The organism is Mucilaginibacter ginsenosidivorans (genome assembly GCF_007971025.1).
Taxonomy (GTDB): Bacteria; Bacteroidota; Bacteroidia; order Sphingobacteriales; family Sphingobacteriaceae; genus Mucilaginibacter; species Mucilaginibacter ginsenosidivorans.
Window position 1 is genome coordinate 2,065,931 of record NZ_CP042436.1, and the last position, 18,467, is coordinate 2,084,397.

Here is an 18,467-nt window from a genome sequence, read left to right on the forward strand (position 1 = left end):
AACAAGAATTTATTTTTTTAGGCCCGGTTCAAAATCAACCGGTAAAAGTTCGGCCATACTGCTTTTGCCCCACTCGCCTTCAAAAGTAATGCTTGAAGGATCGGTGAATACGCCGTTATTATCAAACACGGCGTACGGTTTGTTGAAAATGATATTGGTAGTGGCCCAGCCGATACCGGTTGGGTTTTTGCCATCTTCGGGTACAGGGGTGCCGCCGTTATACATTACATATAAACAATCGTTAAATACCAGTGCAAACAGGTCTTTCTGGTTCGTTCGTTTGACATAATCTGCCGGGGTAAGCGGTTTGGTAACCAGGCCGTCGATATAACGGTTACCAAAGCCTTTATAGTCAGGGTTGGGTTTGCGGATAAGACGGAGCACTTTGAAACCGCGTTCGGCAACGTCACCGGCTATCAGTGTTCGCAAAAATTGCATGCTGGACCCTTCATAAGCTTTCATTCGGTTTTTCTGCCACCTGCGTTCCTGCGATGGTTTGCCTTTCATTTTTTCGAAAGATGCAGTACCTGCATAATAACGGATGCCCTGGTGAAAATCACGGGTGAAGGTATCCAGCTTGTATTTTATCCTGTATCCAAGCGCGTTATTATCTATCATTACAAAATCAAAGGAAGTTGCGGTCAATACAAAATTTACCTTGTCATAATGAATATTCAGCGTTTCCGGGTTAACTATCTTACAATCCTTTGCAAAATCAGATCTGCCCAGGAATTCTCCCCGGAAAGCTTCATAGTTGCGCTCCCAATCGGGGTCGGGCCGAATGCTTACCTCGTTGAGGGTATTAATCTTCTCCGCGATAAAGATCATGGGCAGGGTAATATCATTATTCACCAGGATAACCTTATGGTAGGAATTATAGCCGACCATAGATACCACCAGTTCATACTGCCCGCCGCGTACATTGTCGAGCGAGAAATTCCCATCTGCCGATGCAGATGTCGCCACAGATGCATTGGCCAAAAACACTGTAGCGCCGGGAATCGGTTTGTTATCAGCCGAATCTACCACGCGCCCGGTGATCTTATATTGTGCCCACGCGGAAGATGATATAAAGATCAGGCAGAAGGCTATCCACTTATACATGCTCAAATATAACTAAGAGGGTAGTTAAAAAAGCTAAACCAGGCATATAATCAGTTTTGCGGCAATTGATAATCTACCGGCAACGAGTCGGCAATACGGTTGTTACTCCACGAACCTTCGATAAAAACAGTTTCAGGGTCGAGAATACTTCCGTTCAGGTCGAATAAAGTATAATCGGATTTGAATGTGATCACACTTTCCCTGTAAACATTGTCCTTATTGTAGATGATATAAAGTGCGAAAGGGTAAGTGAGTGCAAATATTCCCTTTTGATCCGTTTTTTTGAGAATGTTGCTGATCTTCAGCGGTTTTTCGATCAGTTTATGCAGCGTGGTGGACTGGTGCGACACCTGCCGCCAATAAGTCAGCATTTGCTGTTCGGGCAATCCCTGGGCTATCAGCAATTTGTATTGTTTTATGCGTTCGCGGGCTAAACTGTCCGCTCCCGGGTCCGAAATAGTTTGTCTTAAAAGTTTGTAAACCGTAAAACCCTCCTCGGTCATTTGGTTAGCAATCAGCGACCGTAAAAAATGCATCATCGACCCTTTGTAGGCTTTTACCCTGTTTTTATCCCATTTTTTCTGTCGTGAGGCGTTGCCATCCATTTGCTCAAATGCTGCCACGCCGTCATAGTATAAGGACTGGCTTTCCTCATCGCTTATGAAATTTTCCAGAAGATACTTTAATTTATAGCCCAGGGCCTTGTTCTGAATCTCAAGGAAATCATCCGATCCGGCTGTCAGTACATCTTTATCATCGTCGTACCTGATGTTTAATACGTGCGGGTTGAGAATAGAGCATGACTTTGCATTTTGCGTTACACCAAGAAACTTCGCGGCAAACATTTTATAATATTTTTTATTGAAACTTTTATTACGGATTATCTTTACCTCGTTTAGCTGGACCGCCCTTAAACTTACGGTGATATCGCCAAGCTCGATATTGTCGTGAACGTTGACCGATTGTTTGTACTTGCCAAAACCCACTGCCGAGATCACTAAACTGTACTGCCCGTTACGTACGTTCTCCAAAGTAAAGCTGCCGTCGGCTGTAGTTGCTGTGACGACAAGCGCATCAGCAAGAAAAACCGTGGCCCCTGCTACCGGATGCCTGCTTGCCGAATCCAATACGCGCCCGGTTATTTTATATTGGGCATGAACCAAAGCAGGAAGGAGAAATAAAAAAATGAAAAGAGATTTGCGCATTGGCAAAGCTAATGACAGGTTTAGTTGCATAAAAGTAAAAATACAGATAGGAATGTTTTTATGGTAATAAGACCATTCAAATCCCGTTAAGTTTAAAAGTCAAAATAATTTAGTTTTATCGTTAAACCTTTTTGCTTTTTTTTGTTCATATAAATAACAAGTAAATTGAAACAACATTACTATGAAAAGAATCTTAACTATCGTATGCAGTGCGGTAATGCTTCTCTCGGTATCGTCATGTACCAAAAAGTATATCACGCCTAACCCAAATTTTTCAGTATTTGCGACAGTTCAACCGTCAGACTGGCTGCTTTCTGATGACGGCAAGTCCTACAACGCTTCAATTAATGTAGCGGATATTACCAGCGATGCCGCCAGTTATGACGGCGTTATCGTGGCTATATCTTATGCTGACGAAGTATATGAACAGATTCCAGAAGTATATGGAGGGACATCGTTCAGCTATACGTATAATTCAGGGAATGGTAGCCAGCCGGGTAATTTGAGTATTTATGCGCAATCGCCGGACGGAACTACGCCTATTCAACCAACAAATGCTATTAAAGTAAAGATTACTTTGATAGGGACAAACTAAGTGATTAATAGCAATAAGAAAGGCGCTTCGTAACCGAGGCGCCTTTCTTATTTTGCGTATTTTATAGTCTCCCCAGAAGGGGGAGATTTAGAGGGGCCGTCTATTTCTCCATCTGCTCTATCACCGCCTGGGTTACCCCGGTAAATGAGAAACCGCCATCATGGAACAGGTTCTGCATGGTGACCATTTTGGTGAGGTCCGAGAATAGGGTGATGCAATAATCAGCACATTGATCGGCATTGGCATTCCCAAGCGGGCTCATTTTTTCGGCATAACTGATAAAGCCTTCAAAGCCCTTAACACCCGAACCTGCAGTAGTACGCGTTGGCGACTGTGATACCGTATTTACACGTACTTTCTTTTTGGTGCCGTAGTAGTAACCAAAATTACGTGCGATGCTTTCCAATACGGCTTTGTTATCCGCCATGTCATTATAATCAGGGAACACACGTTGTGCGGCAATGTACGATAGTGCCACTACCGATCCCCATTCGTTGATAACATCATGTTTCATGGCCAATTGCAGCACGCGGTGCAGGCTCAGCGCCGATATATCAAAACCCTTGTGGGTAAAGTCGTAATTATTTTCGTAGTAGGGGATGCCCTTGCGCACATTAACGCTCATGCCGATGGAGTGCAGGATAAAATCGACACCACCGCCAAAGTGTTCTTTGGTTTTGGCGAACAGGTTCTCCAAGTCCTCGTTGCTGGTTACGTCGGCGCCGATAACGGGGGCATTGCATTCGGCAGCCAGGTTGTTCAGCTCGCCCATGCGAAGCGCCAAAGGTGAATTTGACAGCACGATCTCGGCGCCCTCGGCGTGACAGCGTTGCGCCACTTTCCAGGCGATAGATTGCTCGTTAAGCGCACCGAAAATGATACCCTTTTTACCTTTTAACAGATTATAAGCCATAAGTTTTGGTTTTTATGAACGGCAAAGTTATAATTTATAGTCGATAGTCCATAGTCCATAGTCCATGGTCAAATTACTTATGACTTTCGACTGAGGACTAAAGACTCAGTAATTCCCTCGCATTCTGCAAGGCGCTTTCGCCTGGCTTATCGCCGCTTAGCATTTTGGCTATTTCGACTACGCGTTCAGGTTCGGTTAATTGTTTGATGCGGGTATAGGTAGTAGCGGCATCGTCGTCCTTATAAACAAAATAATGGCTTTGTCCTTTACTGGCTATTTGCGGCAGATGGGTAATGGTGATCACCTGCAGGTTTTGAGCCAGCCGCTCCATTATGATACCTACTTTATTGGCCACCTCGCCGGATACACCTGCGTCTATCTCGTCAAAAATAATTGTTGGCAAGGCGGTATGGCTTGCAATCAGCGACTTGATGGCAAGCATCAGTCGTGAAAGCTCTCCACCCGATGCTACCTTGCTCATTTCGGCAAGGGTGTGCCCTTTGTTGGCTGAGAAAAGGAAACGAATGGCATCAATCCCGTCCGCACCCAAACCAGCGTCCACTCCTTTAGGGGGCAGGGGGCTTTGTTCAACCTTCAACGCCGAATTGGCCATTCCCATTTCGCCCAACGACTCCACCACCTGCTTTTCAATATTTGGTATCGCTTTACTGCGATTGGCAGATAGCTGAGCGGCTAATTCTTCAAGCGCGGCCTTTTCGGCAGCAAGCTGTTTTTGCAACTTTTCTATTTCCTCGTCACCGTGCACGGCTTGTTCTATTTTTGCTGACAGTTCATCCTGTCGCTGCAATAGTTCGGCATTGGTGCTTACGCGATGTTTCTTTTGCAGGGTGAAGATGATGTTCAGCCTGTCATTTATTTCAATGATCCTGGCTTCATCCGTATGGGTGCGCTGTTCGATGGTTTCGACCTCGGCGGCAATATCTTTGAGTTCTATTACCGTGCTTTTCAGGCGTTCGTGCAGTTCAGCTATTTCTGGATTGAACTTTTCAAGCGCCGATAAGTGGTGCATTGCTTCGCGCAATTGCAGCAGGGCCGACGTTTCACCTTCCTGCACCAGGTGGCTGGCGGCTACAAGGCTGCGTTTTATTTCCTCGGCGTTGTTCAGGGTATAAAGTTCCTGTTCCAGTTTGTCCTGTTCGGCGGCATCCAGTTTTGCTTTCTCCAGCTCATCAAACTGGAACTGGTAATAGTCCAAATCGGCTTTTGCTTTATCGCTATCGGCTACCAGTTGCTGCAGCTTGGCTGAATTCTTTTTAAACGCTTTGAATTTTGTGCGGTAATCATTCAGCAACTCGCCGTGCCCGGCAACCGAATCGACCACCAATAGCTGAAAATCAGGGTCATTTATCTCCAGCGTGGCATGCTGTGAGTGGATATCGATCAGCTTTTCGCCCAACTGCTTCAGCAGGGTAAGGTTAACCGGGGTGTCATTTACAAAAGACCTCGACTTACCATCGGCCGTTATCTCGCGCCGAAGGATGGTTTCAGCCTCATGGTCCAGGTCGTTCTCTTCGAAAAAAGTTTTCAGATGAAAATCATTGATGCGGAATGTGCCTTCTATTACGCATTTCTTTTGCTGGTTAAAAAAGTAGCGGCTCTCGGCCCGCTGGCCCAATATAAGCGAAAGGGCCCCGAGTATGATAGATTTACCTGCCCCCGTTTCGCCGGTAAGGATGTTCAGCCCCTTATCAAAGCTGATCTCCAGGTTGTCGATGAGTGCATAATTACTGATAGCAAGCTTTTGAAGCATAAAAAAAGCGTCCTTTTACCGGACGCTAAATTATGGTTTTTGACCGTACATTGGTTGATTAAGTTGACTGAGTTAAGTGGTTGTTACGATTCAAAACTTATTCAACCTAATCAACCATTCAACTTATCACTTATTATCCGTCGTATCCGGTTTCTCAGGTGCCTCGGGTTTTTCTGGTTTTTCCGGTTTTTCTAACTTCTCAGGTTTTTCCGGCTTTTCTGGTTTTTCCATTTTATCCGAATCATCCCAGTGGAAATTCATGTTATAGTTCATGTTTTTCCAGGCCTCCATGTTTTTCCTGAATTCCGGCGAACGCATATACTCGCGCATTTTGGCCTGGGCAGCGCGCATCTGCTCCTTTATTTTCTTCATTTCGGGGCTGTTTTGATAAGCCCGCATTTTAGCACCGGCGGCGCGCATTTCCTCCTGCAATTTTTTCATCTCAGGACTGTCCTGGTATTTACGCATTTGCTCGCTCATCAGGCGCATTTGCCTTTGTGCTTCCCGCACCGCTTCGTTATTCGACATTTTGCGTATAGTATCGCCCATCAACCGCATTTCTTCCTGTTGCTTGCGCATTTCAGGGTTGTTCCAATGTTTGCTCATTTTGTCGCCAAGCGTTTTCATTTCCTCGGTAGCCTGGCGCACATCAGCGGGGATATGCTGGTTCAACTCGTCCTGGTACTTACGGTAGTTCTCATCCTTGCGGTCGTCATCGCTCCGGTAACGGCGGTTATGTGGTATGCCATACTTGGTTTCCAGCTTTTCGTTCAATGCTTTAAACTCGTCGCTGTTGTAGTACTTTTCAATTTTTTTGCCCGCCTGGCCCATCTTTTCGCCCCAATCCTTGGTCTCGGCAGTTTCTCCCCAGTTTTTTCCGAAGGCCTCACCCATTTTTTCCTGCTTTTCTATCATCGCCTTCCACTCCGGGCTATCGTAATAAGCCTGTATCTTTTTCCCCTGTTCCTCCATATCCTGCTGCACTTTTTTCCATTCCGGGCTATCATAGTATTCCTGCATCTTTTTCCCGTCAACTTCAAGCTGTTCCTGGTATTTCTTCCATTCCGGGCTTTCGTAATACTTGCTCATCTGTTCGCCCCACTTACTCAGGTCGGCAGATAACGCTTCCAGTTTGGGGTCGCTATGCATATCGTAGTCATCGCTGTAATAGGTGCTGTGTTTGGCTTTGGTGGTGTGTTTAACGGCCGCTGATTTATGAGCGGTTTTTGTAGCCGATTTTTTGTGCGTGGTATCCGAGAACAATTCGGCTATTGCGGCCGGTTTTATTTTGTTAAAGGATATTTTGCCGTGGGCGATGGTCGGGTTGAGCCATGCCAGGCCGGTAATGCTCGCGGTGAGCACTACGAATGCGATCAATATATGGCGTGTATTGCCAATAGGTTTTTTCGTTTTCATGATTCGTTCGATTCGATTTAATAACTGGTACTTCTTTTTCCCGGTGGCGGCAAGCGCTACCTGCCATTGCTGGCTGCGGGACTGTTCTAACTTTAATAGTGCATGCGCATACACTATCGGTTTTTGAGTCGACTCTATTACAATATCGTCGCAGGCATTTTCCCGTTCCCGGTTGATTATGCGATCGATCAATTGTGCAAATGGATTGAAAAACAACAATACCGACATGGCCTGCTGGCCCAGGTTCGCCAGGTAATCGTTGCGTTTGATGTGTGCCAGTTCGTGCATCAGGATAGCCTCGATCTCTTCGGTCGACAGGCTGGTGGTGATGGACATTGGCAGCAGGATAAAGGGTTTAACATACCCAAACATGCAGGGTACATCAACCAGGTTGCTTAAGCCGAAATGCACACGCCTTTCGATATCGAGGCGTTCGGCAAACTCGGCAACGCGCCGCATCAGTGCGATATCGATGCTGACAGTTTGTTTGATATCGCCAAGTTTTTTGCGGGTTAATGCAAGTTTTGAAGCCTTAAATATCAGCCCAGCTACATAGATGAGGGTAATATATGGCAGCAGGCCCTCAATAGTATAATAATAGCGGTTGCTGTAGGTGGTGGTATGCGGCAGGTGCAGCGGCATATTCAGGATAGCCGGAAGGAAGCCGTTATAGCTGGCGGCATTGGTTTTTAATTCGACCCATTGATAAACCCTAACCTCGCCAACAAGTGTGTAAATGAACCAGGTAGTGAGCCCCAGCATCGACAGCATGGCTATATTGTGCTTCGCCTTAGCCGACATGGCAGAGAACGAAAGCATCACAAGGCGCAGGAGCAAATAAACTACGAGCCCCTGCCATAAGGAGTGGATAATGGCAACGCCTATTACCTGGCTGATGTTATAGAGGATGGTTTCCATATGCTTAGTGTTTTGTGATCAGTGATTTGTGACCGGGTAAGCGGTCACAGGTTAACTATTTACTTTCCGCCAAATTGATCCAAATATTTTTTGATAGCATCTATCTCGTCCTGCGATGCACGGTGATGGCCCAGGGCCTGTATCACCAGGTCGGATGTCGACCCTTCAAACACGGTGGATAGTATCCTGTCCAAAGCGCTGGTCTGTGCCTTTTCCTGGGTGTAACGTGCCTTGTAAACGTGGGTCTTTGAAGTGGTGTCGCGTTCTACCAAGCCTTTCTCGTCCATTATCTGCATCAGCTTCAGGGTAGTTGTATAGCCGGCGCCTTTGGTTTTGGCCAATTCTTCGTGTACATCGCGAACGGTTGCATCGCCCATTTTCCATAGCACCTGCAAAATCTCTAATTCGCTTTCTGTTGGTTTGATCTCCATATTCATTTTCTCTATATACGAATAACTTCGTACAAATATCTACGACAAATTTCGTAATTGCAAATATTTTTTGAAATATTCTTGTTACGATTGTTTTCGTAGATAAAAGACGCAGGGAAAATGGAAGTGTTACAGCTATATGAAAAAAAGTTTAGTGGTAACTAACTTCAACAGTTGTTCAAGCGGGGTAATTAGCCGGATTGTTAACATATTCAATGTAACCCGGTTCAATCAGCCGGGTTACCGTTAGTAAAGTATCACTCAGTTCTTAAACCTTTTACAGGGTTTGCCATAGCCGACCTTATTGTACGAAAGCTAATAGTTACCAGGGCTATCAGCAAGGCACCTGCGCCGGCCAGTATAAATACCCATAGGCTGAGATCAGTGTGATAGGCAAAATTCTGAAGCCACTTGTGCATAAAGAACCAGGCGATGGGTGATGATATCAGCAATGAAACAGCGATCAGTACAACTACTTCCTTATTAAGCAAAGCCAATATATCGCTTATACCTGCGCCCAGCACTTTCCTGATGCTGATCTCTTTGGTTCTTCTTTCGGTAGTAAACATGGCCAAGCCGAACAGGCCCATGCACGAAATAAATATGGTGATAAGCGTAGCCGTTCTCATGAGCCATTGGGTTTGTTGTTCACTTTCGTACAAACGGGAAATGGAATCTCCCAGGAAGGCATAATCAAAAGGCTCTTCAGGATAAATTTTTTTCCATTCCTTCGCTATCCCTTTTATTAACCGGGGGATATCACCTTTTTGGTACTCAGCCGGCGCTAACTTTAAAGCTATGCCCATTTGAACATTGGGGTCATTTTCAATAACCACAGGCATGATTTGCTGGCGGAACGAGTTCTCATAAAAATCGGCGACTACCCCAACTATCGGGTAAGGTTTGTTTTGTAAACCAGACAAAAGCTTGCCGATAGCCTGCTCAGGATCATGAAACCCCAGCGCTTTCACTGCGGTTTCATTCAACAAATACTCCCGCGCACTATCGGTGTGAAGTAAATTGCGGCCGGCAATTATTTTCATATGGTAAAATGGCACAAAGTTCTCGTTGCCGGAGTGTATTGAGGCCTCGAAAGGTTTTTCATTGCTACCCTGTAATTGTATGCCATTGCCCATGTGCGCGAAGCCCATCGGCGGGAAAGCTTCCGTTATCACCTGGTCTACACCAGGCAATTGCCTTATCTTTTCAGCAAGCACTTTCATTTTCCCGCTATGATCGTTCCACAAACTCCTTAGGGTAATGATGTTAGTTGTTTTAAAGCCAAGTTCCTGCGTTTGCATGTAATTGATCTGCTTGCCCATTACTATGGTGCCAATAATGAAAATAAGCGATATGGTAAACTGGAAAACGATAAGGCTTTTACGCAAATAGCCTTTGTTGCCGGTTTTTTCGCTGACCTCACCTTTAAGGCTCGAAACCGGCCGGAATGCGGCCAGCAGCCTTGCGGGATAGAGCCCGGCAAGCAATGTGGTAAAAATTGCGATGCCCACGAGAAATATCCACGTGCTGTACTCCGTAAAGCGGAATTTTACGCCCGGCGGGATATAAGCTGCAAATAAATTCAACAAAGGCTGCACAGCAATAACCGCTATAGCCACTGCCAGCAAAGCCAGCGTAAATGTCTCTGTCAGAAACTGGAAAAGGATAGCCCGTTTTCCGCTTCCAAGTACTTTGCGTATGCCTATTTCCCTGGTTCTTTGTATCGATTGCGCGGTAGATAAATTGATAAAGTTGACCGCGGCTATAAGTAGTATAAATAATGCAACTGCCGATAAGATGTACAATATGTTCAAGTCCATCTTATTTCCTTCGCCACCATATTCCCGGTGAAAATGAATGCCGGTAAATGGCTGTAGTTGTGCATGTAATTTGGTATTGGGCTGAGGATCAAGATGCTTTTTTATGAATAAAGGGAATTGTGCATTTATTTGGGCAGGGCTTACGCCGACGGGCAATTTGACCAGTTCCTGGCTGCTGTGATCCAGGTTGAACCAGTTGTCTAATTGGACCTGGTTTTTTAAGAAGCTATTATTGATAGTGCTAAATGAGATGAAGTCCGAAAAATCGAAATCTGAGTTTTTGTTCCAGTCTTTCAGGATGCCTGTCACCGTTACTGTAAGCGAATCATCATAAGTGATGATTTTGCCTATCATTTCATCAGGCTGCAGGTCGCCAAAGTAAGTTTTGGCGCGGCTCTGGGTGAGCACTACGCTCATTGGTTTGTTCAGCGACGTTTTTTTACTGCCGCTTAGCCAGGTGTAGGGTAATATATCGAAATAGTCCGCTTCAGCAATTATCCCATTTGTTCTGTCAAATGCTTTAATGACCTTTTCGCCCTGTTTTATTTTCACTTTTGGGCTATAGTGCTGAAAAGCCGCAACTTTCTCCAACCCCGACATTTCATTCCGCATGGCATCGGGCATAGGCGCCGGAACGGCGTTCCAATGAGCATGGTCCGGGTCCGGATTGCCTGTCATGCTTACATCAATACAATAAATGCGCTCTTTATCGGGATGAAAGGTATCAAAGCTGAACTCGAAACTTGCAACCAGGTAGATAACCAGGCATCCACAGATACCCAGCGCAAGCCCCATAACATTAATAGTTGAGTAAATTTTATGGCGCATAATATGGCGCCAGGCCGTTTTTAAATAATTCCGGAACATATAATTGCGGTTTAATTTCATACCCGTCCAGGTCAGACTGGTTTGATGGGACGAAATTAACGATGCAAATCCTGGATGGTGTTCCAAGTTATAAGATGGGATTTCTTTTTTTTGTTCGATCTTATATTCCGCCGGGCTTTTCCCGGTCATTTGTTTGAAGATGCGGTGAAAAGTCGTTCTCGAATTAAAACCAGAATCATAGGCAATACCCAACAGGGTGATATGGTTGTAAGCCGGGTCCCGCATTTTCTGAATGACATCCGCAACGCGATATTCATTAATAAAATCAGTGAAGCTTTTTTTAAACGTTGTATTGATGATCCGGGATAATTCGTGTGGAGCCAGGCCGAGCTTTTCGGCAAGTGAGCTTAAACTGAGGTCCGGGTCCTGGTAATACAGGTTGGTTTTCACTGCGTTCTTCAGCCAGGTTCCTTTTTGCTTTAGTGCCGCAGGCGGAGGCAATTTAAAAAACGATGCAGCATCTGGTGATACGTCGATCTCCGGCCTTAAATGCGCCCTGGCAGCCATCCCGATCAGCGTTGCTGCTAAAAGCAGGTACAATGGCTCATAAGCACGGATGCCGAGTTGGTTGTGATAGTAAAAATAATCTACGGCGGTATAAGGTATCCACAAAAGCCATAAAAGGCCAAAACCTTCAAGGAAGCGATGTAACCACTGAAACTCGTACCGGTACCGGTCGCCCCCGTTAAATTTCAGCCGCCTGTAAAAACTTTCTACCAGTTTATCAGAGTAATACAGGTAGGTGATGACCGAAATAAATGTAAGGGCCGGCATTGCGGGATTAAGCAGGGTGACTTGCTGCAATAGTGCCGGGATAAAATGCAGTAAGTCAGTACGGCGAAATTTATGGGCCGGCCGCGTCAGTTTTCGAACATAAAAAAATATCAGCGGACCAAATGCGAGGGAAAATTGCAGCGGTAACCGGATATAAATAGCAAAAATTTGCGCCATCTGCAAAACCATCACCGCCAGGGCTAAGGCAAGAAACCTGTTTGCGGAGCGGTTGATCCCTTTAGTGAATCCTAACAACAATGCAAAGTTCAGCCCGGTAAATATCAACCCCAGAAAAGCCAGGTCATAAGAGGTGATATGGATAGAATTTGCGTTCAATTAAATTACATGCTCAATCCTTGTTCCAAATTGCTAATATACTGACAGTAAGTAAATAAAGGGGGCCATGCCGTGCAGCGTGTAACAAAAGCGAACATTTGACTGTTCGGTTTTGAATTGTTTATAAGATGGACTGCGCTGATGTGACTGATTGCTGAAATTGTTATAACCTGTTCAACCGAACTCAATTCTTCCCGATCGCCTGGTACTTACTGCCATTGGCAGGGTCGGCTTGTGAGAGGATATTGACCGCATCGGTTCGTTCCCGGTTGTCGGCTTTATTGAAGATGGACACCAGTTCGTCGCTTTTGGCGGTGAAGAAGATCAGCGGCAGCATGGCGCCAAGGCGGGTACGGTCGACTTTGGCGAGATCTGGCAGTATGTCAGAAATGGCTTTTCTGCCTTTATTGGCGTTATCGGCCATTTGGTCGAGGCCGTTGCGGTGATAATCATAGATAAAATCGCGCAGTGGTATATAAGCCTTGTTGTTCAGGTTCTCGGACAGCCAGTAACGGTTGATGTTGCCGTCGAAGGCCTTCCATCCTTTATAAGAACCGGTGGACTGTGCATTAGTGACAACGGTTTGCGCCGCCTGGTAGTAGGGCGTGCCGGCGAGCTTCGAAAAGCTGTCGTAATCCATGCCGATAATAACGTAGGCATAAAAAGCCATTACCGAGGCCAGGTTGCTGGTAAAGCTCTGGTCGGTATAATCAATGGTCTGTCCCTCGCTGTAAATAAAATCAACATCCTTATCATTGATATTGAGCAAAGGTGTGGTATAGCTGCTATTATATACGGGCCGCGACGATTGTACCTGCAACTCGCCGCTGAAGTTGCTGTTGCCGTCCCAGTTGGTAACGTTAAGCACAAAGGTGCAGTCGAACCTTTCGGCAGGCAGTATAGCGTCCTGGCACCACTTGCGGCCATTCAGGAAATCCTTCATCGATGTTTCCAGCGATTGAAATATATGCCGGTTGCTGGTCTGTATTTTACCGCTTATCACTTTAACCTGCGCGTTCAGGTCCTGTGCCCTGGCGGTTACGCCAAGGCAAACAAGCAGTATGATACAGATGCTAATTTTTTTCATTGATCAGTTGGGCAACTTTGTTACAGATATCCGCGGCAACTTCATCTTTGCTTTTCAGGCCGAAAGTGGTCTTCTGCAAGTTACTATCTATTATGGTGATCTTGTTGGTGTCGGTTTTAAACCCGGCGCCTTTATCGTTCAGCGAATTTAACACAATAAAGTCGAGGTTTTTACTTTTAAGCTTTTCAGCGGCATTGTATTCTTCATTCTCTGTCTCCAGGGCAAAGCCGGCAAGCACCTGTCCCGTTTGCTTTTTTTCGCCCAGGGTCTTTAATATATCGGTGGTTTTTTTCAGTTCGATGTTCAGGCTGCCTTCTTTCTTTTTTATCTTTTGCGGCGATACCGAGGCGGGCGTGTAATCGGCAACTGCGGCGCACATTACGCAGGCATTTGCATCCTTATAATATAGGAGACAGGCGTCGAGCATTTCAGCGGCCGATGTCACATCAACCCGTTTGATGCTTTTATGCTTAGTTGATTGTGAAGTCGGTCCGGCAACGAGTATAACATCGGCCCCCATAGCAGCAAGTTGATCAGCTATGGCAAAGCCCATTTTGCCCGACGAATGATTACCGATAAAACGCACCGGGTCGATGGCTTCATAGGTAGGGCCGGCGGTTACCAGTATTGTTTGGTTAACGAGGGGAAGTTTTTTTTTGATCGCGGCTTCGATAAACGCGACGATCTCTTCAGGCTCCGCCATGCGGCCCTCGCCGTAAAGCCCGCTGGCCAGTTCGCCTTTGCCGGGCGGGATCAGTATATTCCCGTAAGATTGCAGCTTTTGAATATTACTTTGGGTCGATTCGTGCTTCCACATATCCAGGTCCATAGCAGGGGCAAAGTAAACCGGGCATTTTGCCGAAAGATAAACGGCAGTAAGCAGGTTGTCGCTCAACCCGTTTGCCATTTTGGCTAAGGTGTTGGCGCTTGTGGGCGCGATTATAAATAGATCGGCCCAAAGGCCCAGTTCAACATGGTTATTCCACTCCCCGGTTTCGGGTATGAAATACTCAACAAAAACGGGCCGTTTGGAAAGGGTGGAAAGGGTAAGCGGTGTGATAAAGTTTGTGGCGTCGGGCGTCATTACCACCTGTACGTCGGCCCCGGCTTTGACCAGCAAACGAATAAGCGAAGCCGATTTATAAGCCGCAATGCTGCCGCATATACCAAGAATGATCTTTTTGCCTTCTAACATATACCCCTAACCCCTAAAGGGGGACTAATAATTTACAAGTTAAAAATAGCAAAAAACTCCCGTAAGGGAGTTTCTATAATTCGTTTCTTCCCGTTAGGGGACTGGGGCTTATTCCTTGTTCGGATTGCGGTAGTAGATCTTATCCTCCAAAAACTCCTGCACGGCAACCAGCGATGGTTTCGGCATTTTTTCGTAGTGCTTGGATATCTCTATCTGCTCGCGGTTCTCAAATACTTCTTCCAGGTTATCGTTGGATGATGCAAATTCCGAAAGCTTCTGGTGCAATTCTTCCTTTACATTGTTCGATATCTGGTTGGCCCTTTTAGCCATAATTACGATCGACTCGTAAATGTTGTCTGTCTTTACATCCAGTTCGCGCAAATCGCGGGTGATGGTGCTGCTGGCTACAGCTGGTTTATTTGCAGTATTGTTCATATCAATTTTTATTGAGCTGGTGTTTTCTGATTTGGTTTTTCTGATGACGGCTGTTGGGCTGTCGTATCCTTCTTATCAAAACGGTGACGGTATTTGTCTTCATTAGCATATTCGGCTAAAGCACGTTTTACGCTGGCTATTCCATCCTCGCTATCCTGTTTAAGCGAAACCGCATCTTTAAGGTATTTACTTGTTGGATACTTATCCGCGAACTGTTTTTCAAAGTTTATGGCTGTATTAAAACGGTCTTCCTTCTTTAATTCGCTGCTGTGGTGTGCGTATTCGTATTGGGCCTTGATGGTCAGGTATTCCATTTCCTCGGCATATTTGGTATCCGGATAATCGCGCAGCACATTGCCAAAATCGATAACAGCTGCCTGGTAATCGCCGATAGTCAAATACAACTTGGCATTTTCATAAGCTTTACGTTCCAGCTTATCGCGCAGGTTCTGTATCAGTTTCGATGCTTCTGCAACACGTTCGCTTTTTGGATACAGGTTAATGAACAATTGTAACTTGTCAATAGCCTTATGGGTGTTCTCCTGGTCGAGCGAATAGACCGGCGAATCCAGGTAATAACAATAAGCGCTCATGAAATTACATTCCTCGGCGCGGGCGCTCGATGGGTAGGTATCAGCAAATTGTTTAAAATGGTAACTTGCCGAGGTATAATCCTTTAGCCTGTAGTTGGTATACGCGTAGTAATAATAAAGGTCTTCGGCCTGGGCCTGTCCGCGGTAACGCTGAACCAGGGTTTCAAATAGTTCCAATGCTTTATTATAGTCCTTTTTGTTGTAGTAAGCAATGGCCGCCTGGTATTTTTTGGCGTTGTCATTACTGGCCTTTAACTTTTCAAATTTGCTTTTGCAGCTACCTGCAATCAGAATCAGCACAATCAAAAGCCCCGATAAAATAGGACGTTGTTTTTTAAACATTTTGCAAAGATACGGTAATATTATAAATGAGTCAATTATTTATTTATCAGCGGGCTAATATAAGCGGACGGCAACAGCCCCTAAAGTATTTAACATCTTTTAACGGTTTAGTGCGGATATTTATTTTTTGTAACAATTTTTAAAAACGCATACCTATTCTTTAAAAGTAAGCTAACCCGCACATTTAAACGTGGATACCAAAGAAACCCAATTTCTGCAACTGATAGGAGAGAACAAAGGTATTCTGTATAAAATATGCAAGATATATGAGGATGACCCGGACGACCGCGATGATCTGCTGCAGGAAATGGTGCTGCAACTGTGGCGGGCATTCGATACGTTCAGGGGCGATAGTAAATTCAGTTCGTGGATGTATAGGGTGGCGCTTAATACGGCCATCGTATTTTTTAAAAGGCAAAAGCGAAGGCCCGACGATCAGCCGCTGCCGGCTCAGTTTGATCATGCCGATGACTTGCCGGATGCAGAAGAACACCAGGAGAAACTGGCCGTATTTTATAAGGCGGTTCAAAAACTGGGGAAAGTAGAGAAGGCGCTGATATACTTATATATGGAAGATCAGCCTTACGACGAGATAGCCGCACACCTGGGAATAACCCAATTGAATGTGAGGGTTAGGTTGAACAGGGTAAAAAATAAATTGAAGGAAATTATTAAAGAAATGAATTATGAATATTGATGATTTGAAAGATGCCTGGGGCAAGGATGAGCCCAAAGAGATGCATTTGCCTGTAAGTACCGAAACATTGGGAAAAACTAATTCGGTGGTTGAAAGGATCAGAAAAAATATGAGATCGGAGCTGATAGCCCTGCTGGTGTCTTACGCCATACTGCTTATTTATTTATTTGGCGGGGTGCGTACCAACTTCCTGTTCAATATCACCAGCATTTTGTTCTTTGTGATACTCGTGCTCAACTGCTTTTATTATTTCAGGTTCTATGTTTTCTATAAGTCTATTGCCCGGTACGATTTTAACCTGAAAAATAATATCCGGAAAATAACCTATGAACTGGAACTTAATACTGAAATATACAAAACCTATAATTTTTCGGTAACACCCATCGCTATCCTGGCCACCATTACCCTGATAAGCAGTAAAGTAGCATCAGACAGGATACAGCATTTTTTCGCTGCCAGTAGTTTGATCTCGCCGGGCACTTTATTGGCCATATTTGCTGTCATACTAATATCCTTCATCATAACTTACGTTTGCATCAGCTGGCACGTGCGCCTGCAGTATGGCAAATATGTGGCTGAACTAAAAAGGGTGATGAACGACCTGGGCGAGGACGAATGAGTGGCCTATAAATTATGCAATAAGTATCCGAACGTGTAAACAGGCTGATAACCAAGGTATTGTTTGGCTTTATCCGATACATATACACGGTCGATGCTCCCGGGAAATTTCCAACCCCTGGCTGCATAAATGTCCGCGGCATCCGGGTAATGTTTTAAAATCACCGGTGTAGGATCGTGTTTTATCTGCGTTAGCTCATCGCGGGTAAACGGCGAACCCGCTGAGATGTTAAATACCTCAAATTTTTCAAAACAGATATCAAGGGCTGATCGTAAAGCTTCGGCTCCATCGCGTTCGTCAAGCCCGCGATATATCCGGTGGTTTATTTTAAGGTTATCGTCCTCGGGCAAAAATCTTGCAACCCGGTAAACCGATGCCTGAAGGCCCTCCTTGTAAAAGAAGTCGCGGCATAAATGCTCGGCGGCCTGTTTGGTTATATCATAAATATCACGGGGCTCTATTATAAGTGATTCGTCAACCCAAACTGCCCGCTTATTGTTAACCATTGCTTCGCCATATATAGAGGTAGTGCTGGTGAACAGGAATTTTGATATGGCGTTTTTTACGCAGGCATTTAGCAAATTCAGTGTGCCACCTATATTCGTTTCAATAAAGGCTTCCCTCGGATAACCCAGCGCGTAATGTTTACCATGTACGGCGGCAGTATGTATTATAGCATCAACCCCCCGGCTTGCGGTCAGTACTGCATCGGCGTTTTTCAGATCGATAAGTTCATCCGTTGTGTCCGAGGGTATTACGTCGATACCATATACGGTATGATGATGTGCTTTGAGATTTTTAACCACCGTCGACCCCAATTGGCCCGATGAACCGGTAACAAGTACTTTCATAATGGTGGACAAAGGTAATTAATACGCCGCTGGTTTAGAAAGCAGGCAGGGTGATGATAATTTTAAAAATTTTCAGGCTGATTTGCAAAGTGTTAGAGGTACACCTTCCTGTTTTTTTAGCCGACCGTTTGCAGGGGCAAAAAATCTGCTTACCTTTGCAGCCCGCAAACGAGGAAGCGGGTTGTTCTGAAAGAGGTTGAAAAGCGAAATTTTAAAATAAAAAAATAAAGTTTTGCAGAAGCAGAAAAGGTTTATACCTTTGCAGTCCCAAAACAAACGGGGCTCGGCCACGAGCAAAATGCCGGAAGCGATTTCCGGTATCCAAAACAGAAAAGTAGTCGTTTAAAAGCGATACTAAATAATCCGAACCGCGAGGCGAGGAGTAAAGTTCTTTAAGAAACTGAGATAATCAACAGCGCAGCGGGGCTGATTGAAGAGGAGTCGTAAGTCGGGAGTCTTAAGTCGTAAGATTTGAGG

At 45.2% G+C, this 18,467-nt stretch carries 15 protein-coding genes; 3 read left to right on the plus strand and 12 right to left on the minus strand.

Translation table 11 applies throughout. The features are described 5' to 3' along the window. Positions 1-9: 9 nt before the first annotated feature. Both FRZ54_RS09465 and FRZ54_RS09470 read right to left on the minus strand, forming a co-directional pair. Entirely contained in the window at positions 10-1,104 is a 1,095-nt protein-coding gene (locus tag FRZ54_RS09465; RefSeq protein WP_147031377.1) for a carboxypeptidase-like regulatory domain-containing protein, read from the minus strand. 50 nt (positions 1,105-1,154) lie between these two features. Continuing rightward, positions 1,155-2,339, minus strand: a complete 1,185-nt coding sequence (locus FRZ54_RS09470) for a carboxypeptidase-like regulatory domain-containing protein (protein WP_147031378.1) — start codon at positions 2,337-2,339, stop codon at positions 1,155-1,157. Between the two features lie 151 nt (positions 2,340-2,490). Between FRZ54_RS09470 and FRZ54_RS09475 the strand changes: the two genes are divergently transcribed. Continuing rightward, entirely contained in the window at positions 2,491-2,904 is a 414-nt protein-coding gene (locus FRZ54_RS09475; RefSeq protein ID WP_147031379.1) for a hypothetical protein, read from the plus strand. A gap of 100 nt (positions 2,905-3,004) precedes the next feature. On the opposite strand, the gene FRZ54_RS09480 is transcribed toward FRZ54_RS09475, so the two are convergent. The 9 genes from FRZ54_RS09480 to FRZ54_RS09520 all read right to left on the minus strand — a co-directional run bounded on the left by FRZ54_RS09480 (position 3,005) and on the right by FRZ54_RS09520 (position 15,823). After that, a complete protein-coding gene (locus tag FRZ54_RS09480; protein ID WP_147031380.1) occupies positions 3,005-3,817 on the minus strand; it encodes an enoyl-ACP reductase FabI in 813 nt (270 codons plus the stop codon). Positions 3,818-3,914: 97 nt separating this feature from the next. Further along, the gene (recN, locus tag FRZ54_RS09485) at positions 3,915-5,588 is read right to left on the minus strand and encodes a DNA repair protein RecN (protein ID WP_147031381.1); all 1,674 of its coding nucleotides are present in this window, start codon (positions 5,586-5,588) and stop codon (positions 3,915-3,917) included. 126 nt (positions 5,589-5,714) lie between these two features. Next, positions 5,715-7,922, minus strand: a complete 2,208-nt coding sequence (locus FRZ54_RS09490; protein ID WP_147031382.1) for a M56 family metallopeptidase — start codon at positions 7,920-7,922, stop codon at positions 5,715-5,717. A gap of 59 nt (positions 7,923-7,981) precedes the next feature. Beyond that, complete coding sequence (locus FRZ54_RS09495) at positions 7,982-8,353, minus strand: BlaI/MecI/CopY family transcriptional regulator (RefSeq protein ID WP_228462672.1); 372 nt, start codon at positions 8,351-8,353, stop codon at positions 7,982-7,984. A 257-nt stretch (positions 8,354-8,610) separates the two neighbouring features. Then, on the minus strand, positions 8,611-12,171 hold the full coding sequence (locus tag FRZ54_RS09500; protein WP_147031384.1) for an ABC transporter permease: 3,561 nt from the start codon (positions 12,169-12,171) through the stop codon (positions 8,611-8,613). A 184-nt stretch (positions 12,172-12,355) separates the two neighbouring features. Further along, the gene (gene porD, locus FRZ54_RS09505; protein WP_147031385.1) at positions 12,356-13,258 is read right to left on the minus strand and encodes a type IX secretion system protein PorD; all 903 of its coding nucleotides are present in this window, start codon (positions 13,256-13,258) and stop codon (positions 12,356-12,358) included. Further along, complete coding sequence (gene coaBC / locus FRZ54_RS09510) at positions 13,245-14,453, minus strand: bifunctional phosphopantothenoylcysteine decarboxylase/phosphopantothenate--cysteine ligase CoaBC (protein WP_147031386.1); 1,209 nt, start codon at positions 14,451-14,453, stop codon at positions 13,245-13,247. The genes porD and coaBC overlap by 14 nt, the downstream gene beginning before the upstream one ends. Before the next feature lie 108 nt (positions 14,454-14,561). Continuing rightward, the gene (locus FRZ54_RS09515; protein ID WP_147031387.1) at positions 14,562-14,888 is read right to left on the minus strand and encodes a DNA-directed RNA polymerase subunit omega; all 327 of its coding nucleotides are present in this window, start codon (positions 14,886-14,888) and stop codon (positions 14,562-14,564) included. An 8-nt stretch (positions 14,889-14,896) separates the two neighbouring features. After that, complete coding sequence (locus FRZ54_RS09520; protein ID WP_147031388.1) at positions 14,897-15,823, minus strand: outer membrane protein assembly factor BamD; 927 nt, start codon at positions 15,821-15,823, stop codon at positions 14,897-14,899. 190 nt (positions 15,824-16,013) lie between these two features. On the opposite strand from FRZ54_RS09520, the gene FRZ54_RS09525 reads away from it, so the two are divergent. Continuing rightward, positions 16,014-16,520, plus strand: coding sequence for an RNA polymerase sigma factor (locus FRZ54_RS09525; RefSeq protein WP_147031389.1), 507 nt, complete (start codon positions 16,014-16,016; stop codon positions 16,518-16,520). Beyond that, positions 16,510-17,139, plus strand: a complete 630-nt coding sequence (locus FRZ54_RS09530; protein ID WP_147031390.1) for a hypothetical protein — start codon at positions 16,510-16,512, stop codon at positions 17,137-17,139. The genes FRZ54_RS09525 and FRZ54_RS09530 overlap by 11 nt, the downstream gene beginning before the upstream one ends. A gap of 5 nt (positions 17,140-17,144) precedes the next feature. On the opposite strand, the gene FRZ54_RS09535 is transcribed toward FRZ54_RS09530, so the two are convergent. After that, on the minus strand, positions 17,145-17,990 hold the full coding sequence (locus FRZ54_RS09535; RefSeq protein ID WP_147031391.1) for an NAD-dependent epimerase/dehydratase family protein: 846 nt from the start codon (positions 17,988-17,990) through the stop codon (positions 17,145-17,147). Positions 17,991-18,467 lie beyond the last annotated feature (477 nt).

Coding starts and splice junctions, on each gene's coding strand:
- FRZ54_RS09515 (WP_147031387.1), bottom strand. CDS start 14,888: ATGAACAATACTGCAAATAAACCAGCTGTAGCCAGCAGCACCATCACC.
- FRZ54_RS09495 (WP_228462672.1), bottom strand. CDS start 8,353: ATGGAGATCAAACCAACAGAAAGCGAATTAGAGATTTTGCAGGTGCTA.
- FRZ54_RS09530 (WP_147031390.1), top strand. CDS start 16,510: ATGAATATTGATGATTTGAAAGATGCCTGGGGCAAGGATGAGCCCAAA.
- FRZ54_RS09490 (WP_147031382.1), bottom strand. CDS start 7,922: ATGGAAACCATCCTCTATAACATCAGCCAGGTAATAGGCGTTGCCATT.
- FRZ54_RS09520 (WP_147031388.1), bottom strand. CDS start 15,823: ATGTTTAAAAAACAACGTCCTATTTTATCGGGGCTTTTGATTGTGCTG.
- FRZ54_RS09465 (WP_147031377.1), bottom strand. CDS start 1,104: ATGTATAAGTGGATAGCCTTCTGCCTGATCTTTATATCATCTTCCGCG.
- FRZ54_RS09475 (WP_147031379.1), top strand. CDS start 2,491: ATGAAAAGAATCTTAACTATCGTATGCAGTGCGGTAATGCTTCTCTCG.
- recN (WP_147031381.1), bottom strand. CDS start 5,588: ATGCTTCAAAAGCTTGCTATCAGTAATTATGCACTCATCGACAACCTG.
- FRZ54_RS09470 (WP_147031378.1), bottom strand. CDS start 2,339: ATGCAACTAAACCTGTCATTAGCTTTGCCAATGCGCAAATCTCTTTTC.
- FRZ54_RS09535 (WP_147031391.1), bottom strand. CDS start 17,990: ATGAAAGTACTTGTTACCGGTTCATCGGGCCAATTGGGGTCGACGGTG.
- coaBC (WP_147031386.1), bottom strand. CDS start 14,453: ATGTTAGAAGGCAAAAAGATCATTCTTGGTATATGCGGCAGCATTGCG.
- porD (WP_147031385.1), bottom strand. CDS start 13,258: ATGAAAAAAATTAGCATCTGTATCATACTGCTTGTTTGCCTTGGCGTA.
- FRZ54_RS09480 (WP_147031380.1), bottom strand. CDS start 3,817: ATGGCTTATAATCTGTTAAAAGGTAAAAAGGGTATCATTTTCGGTGCG.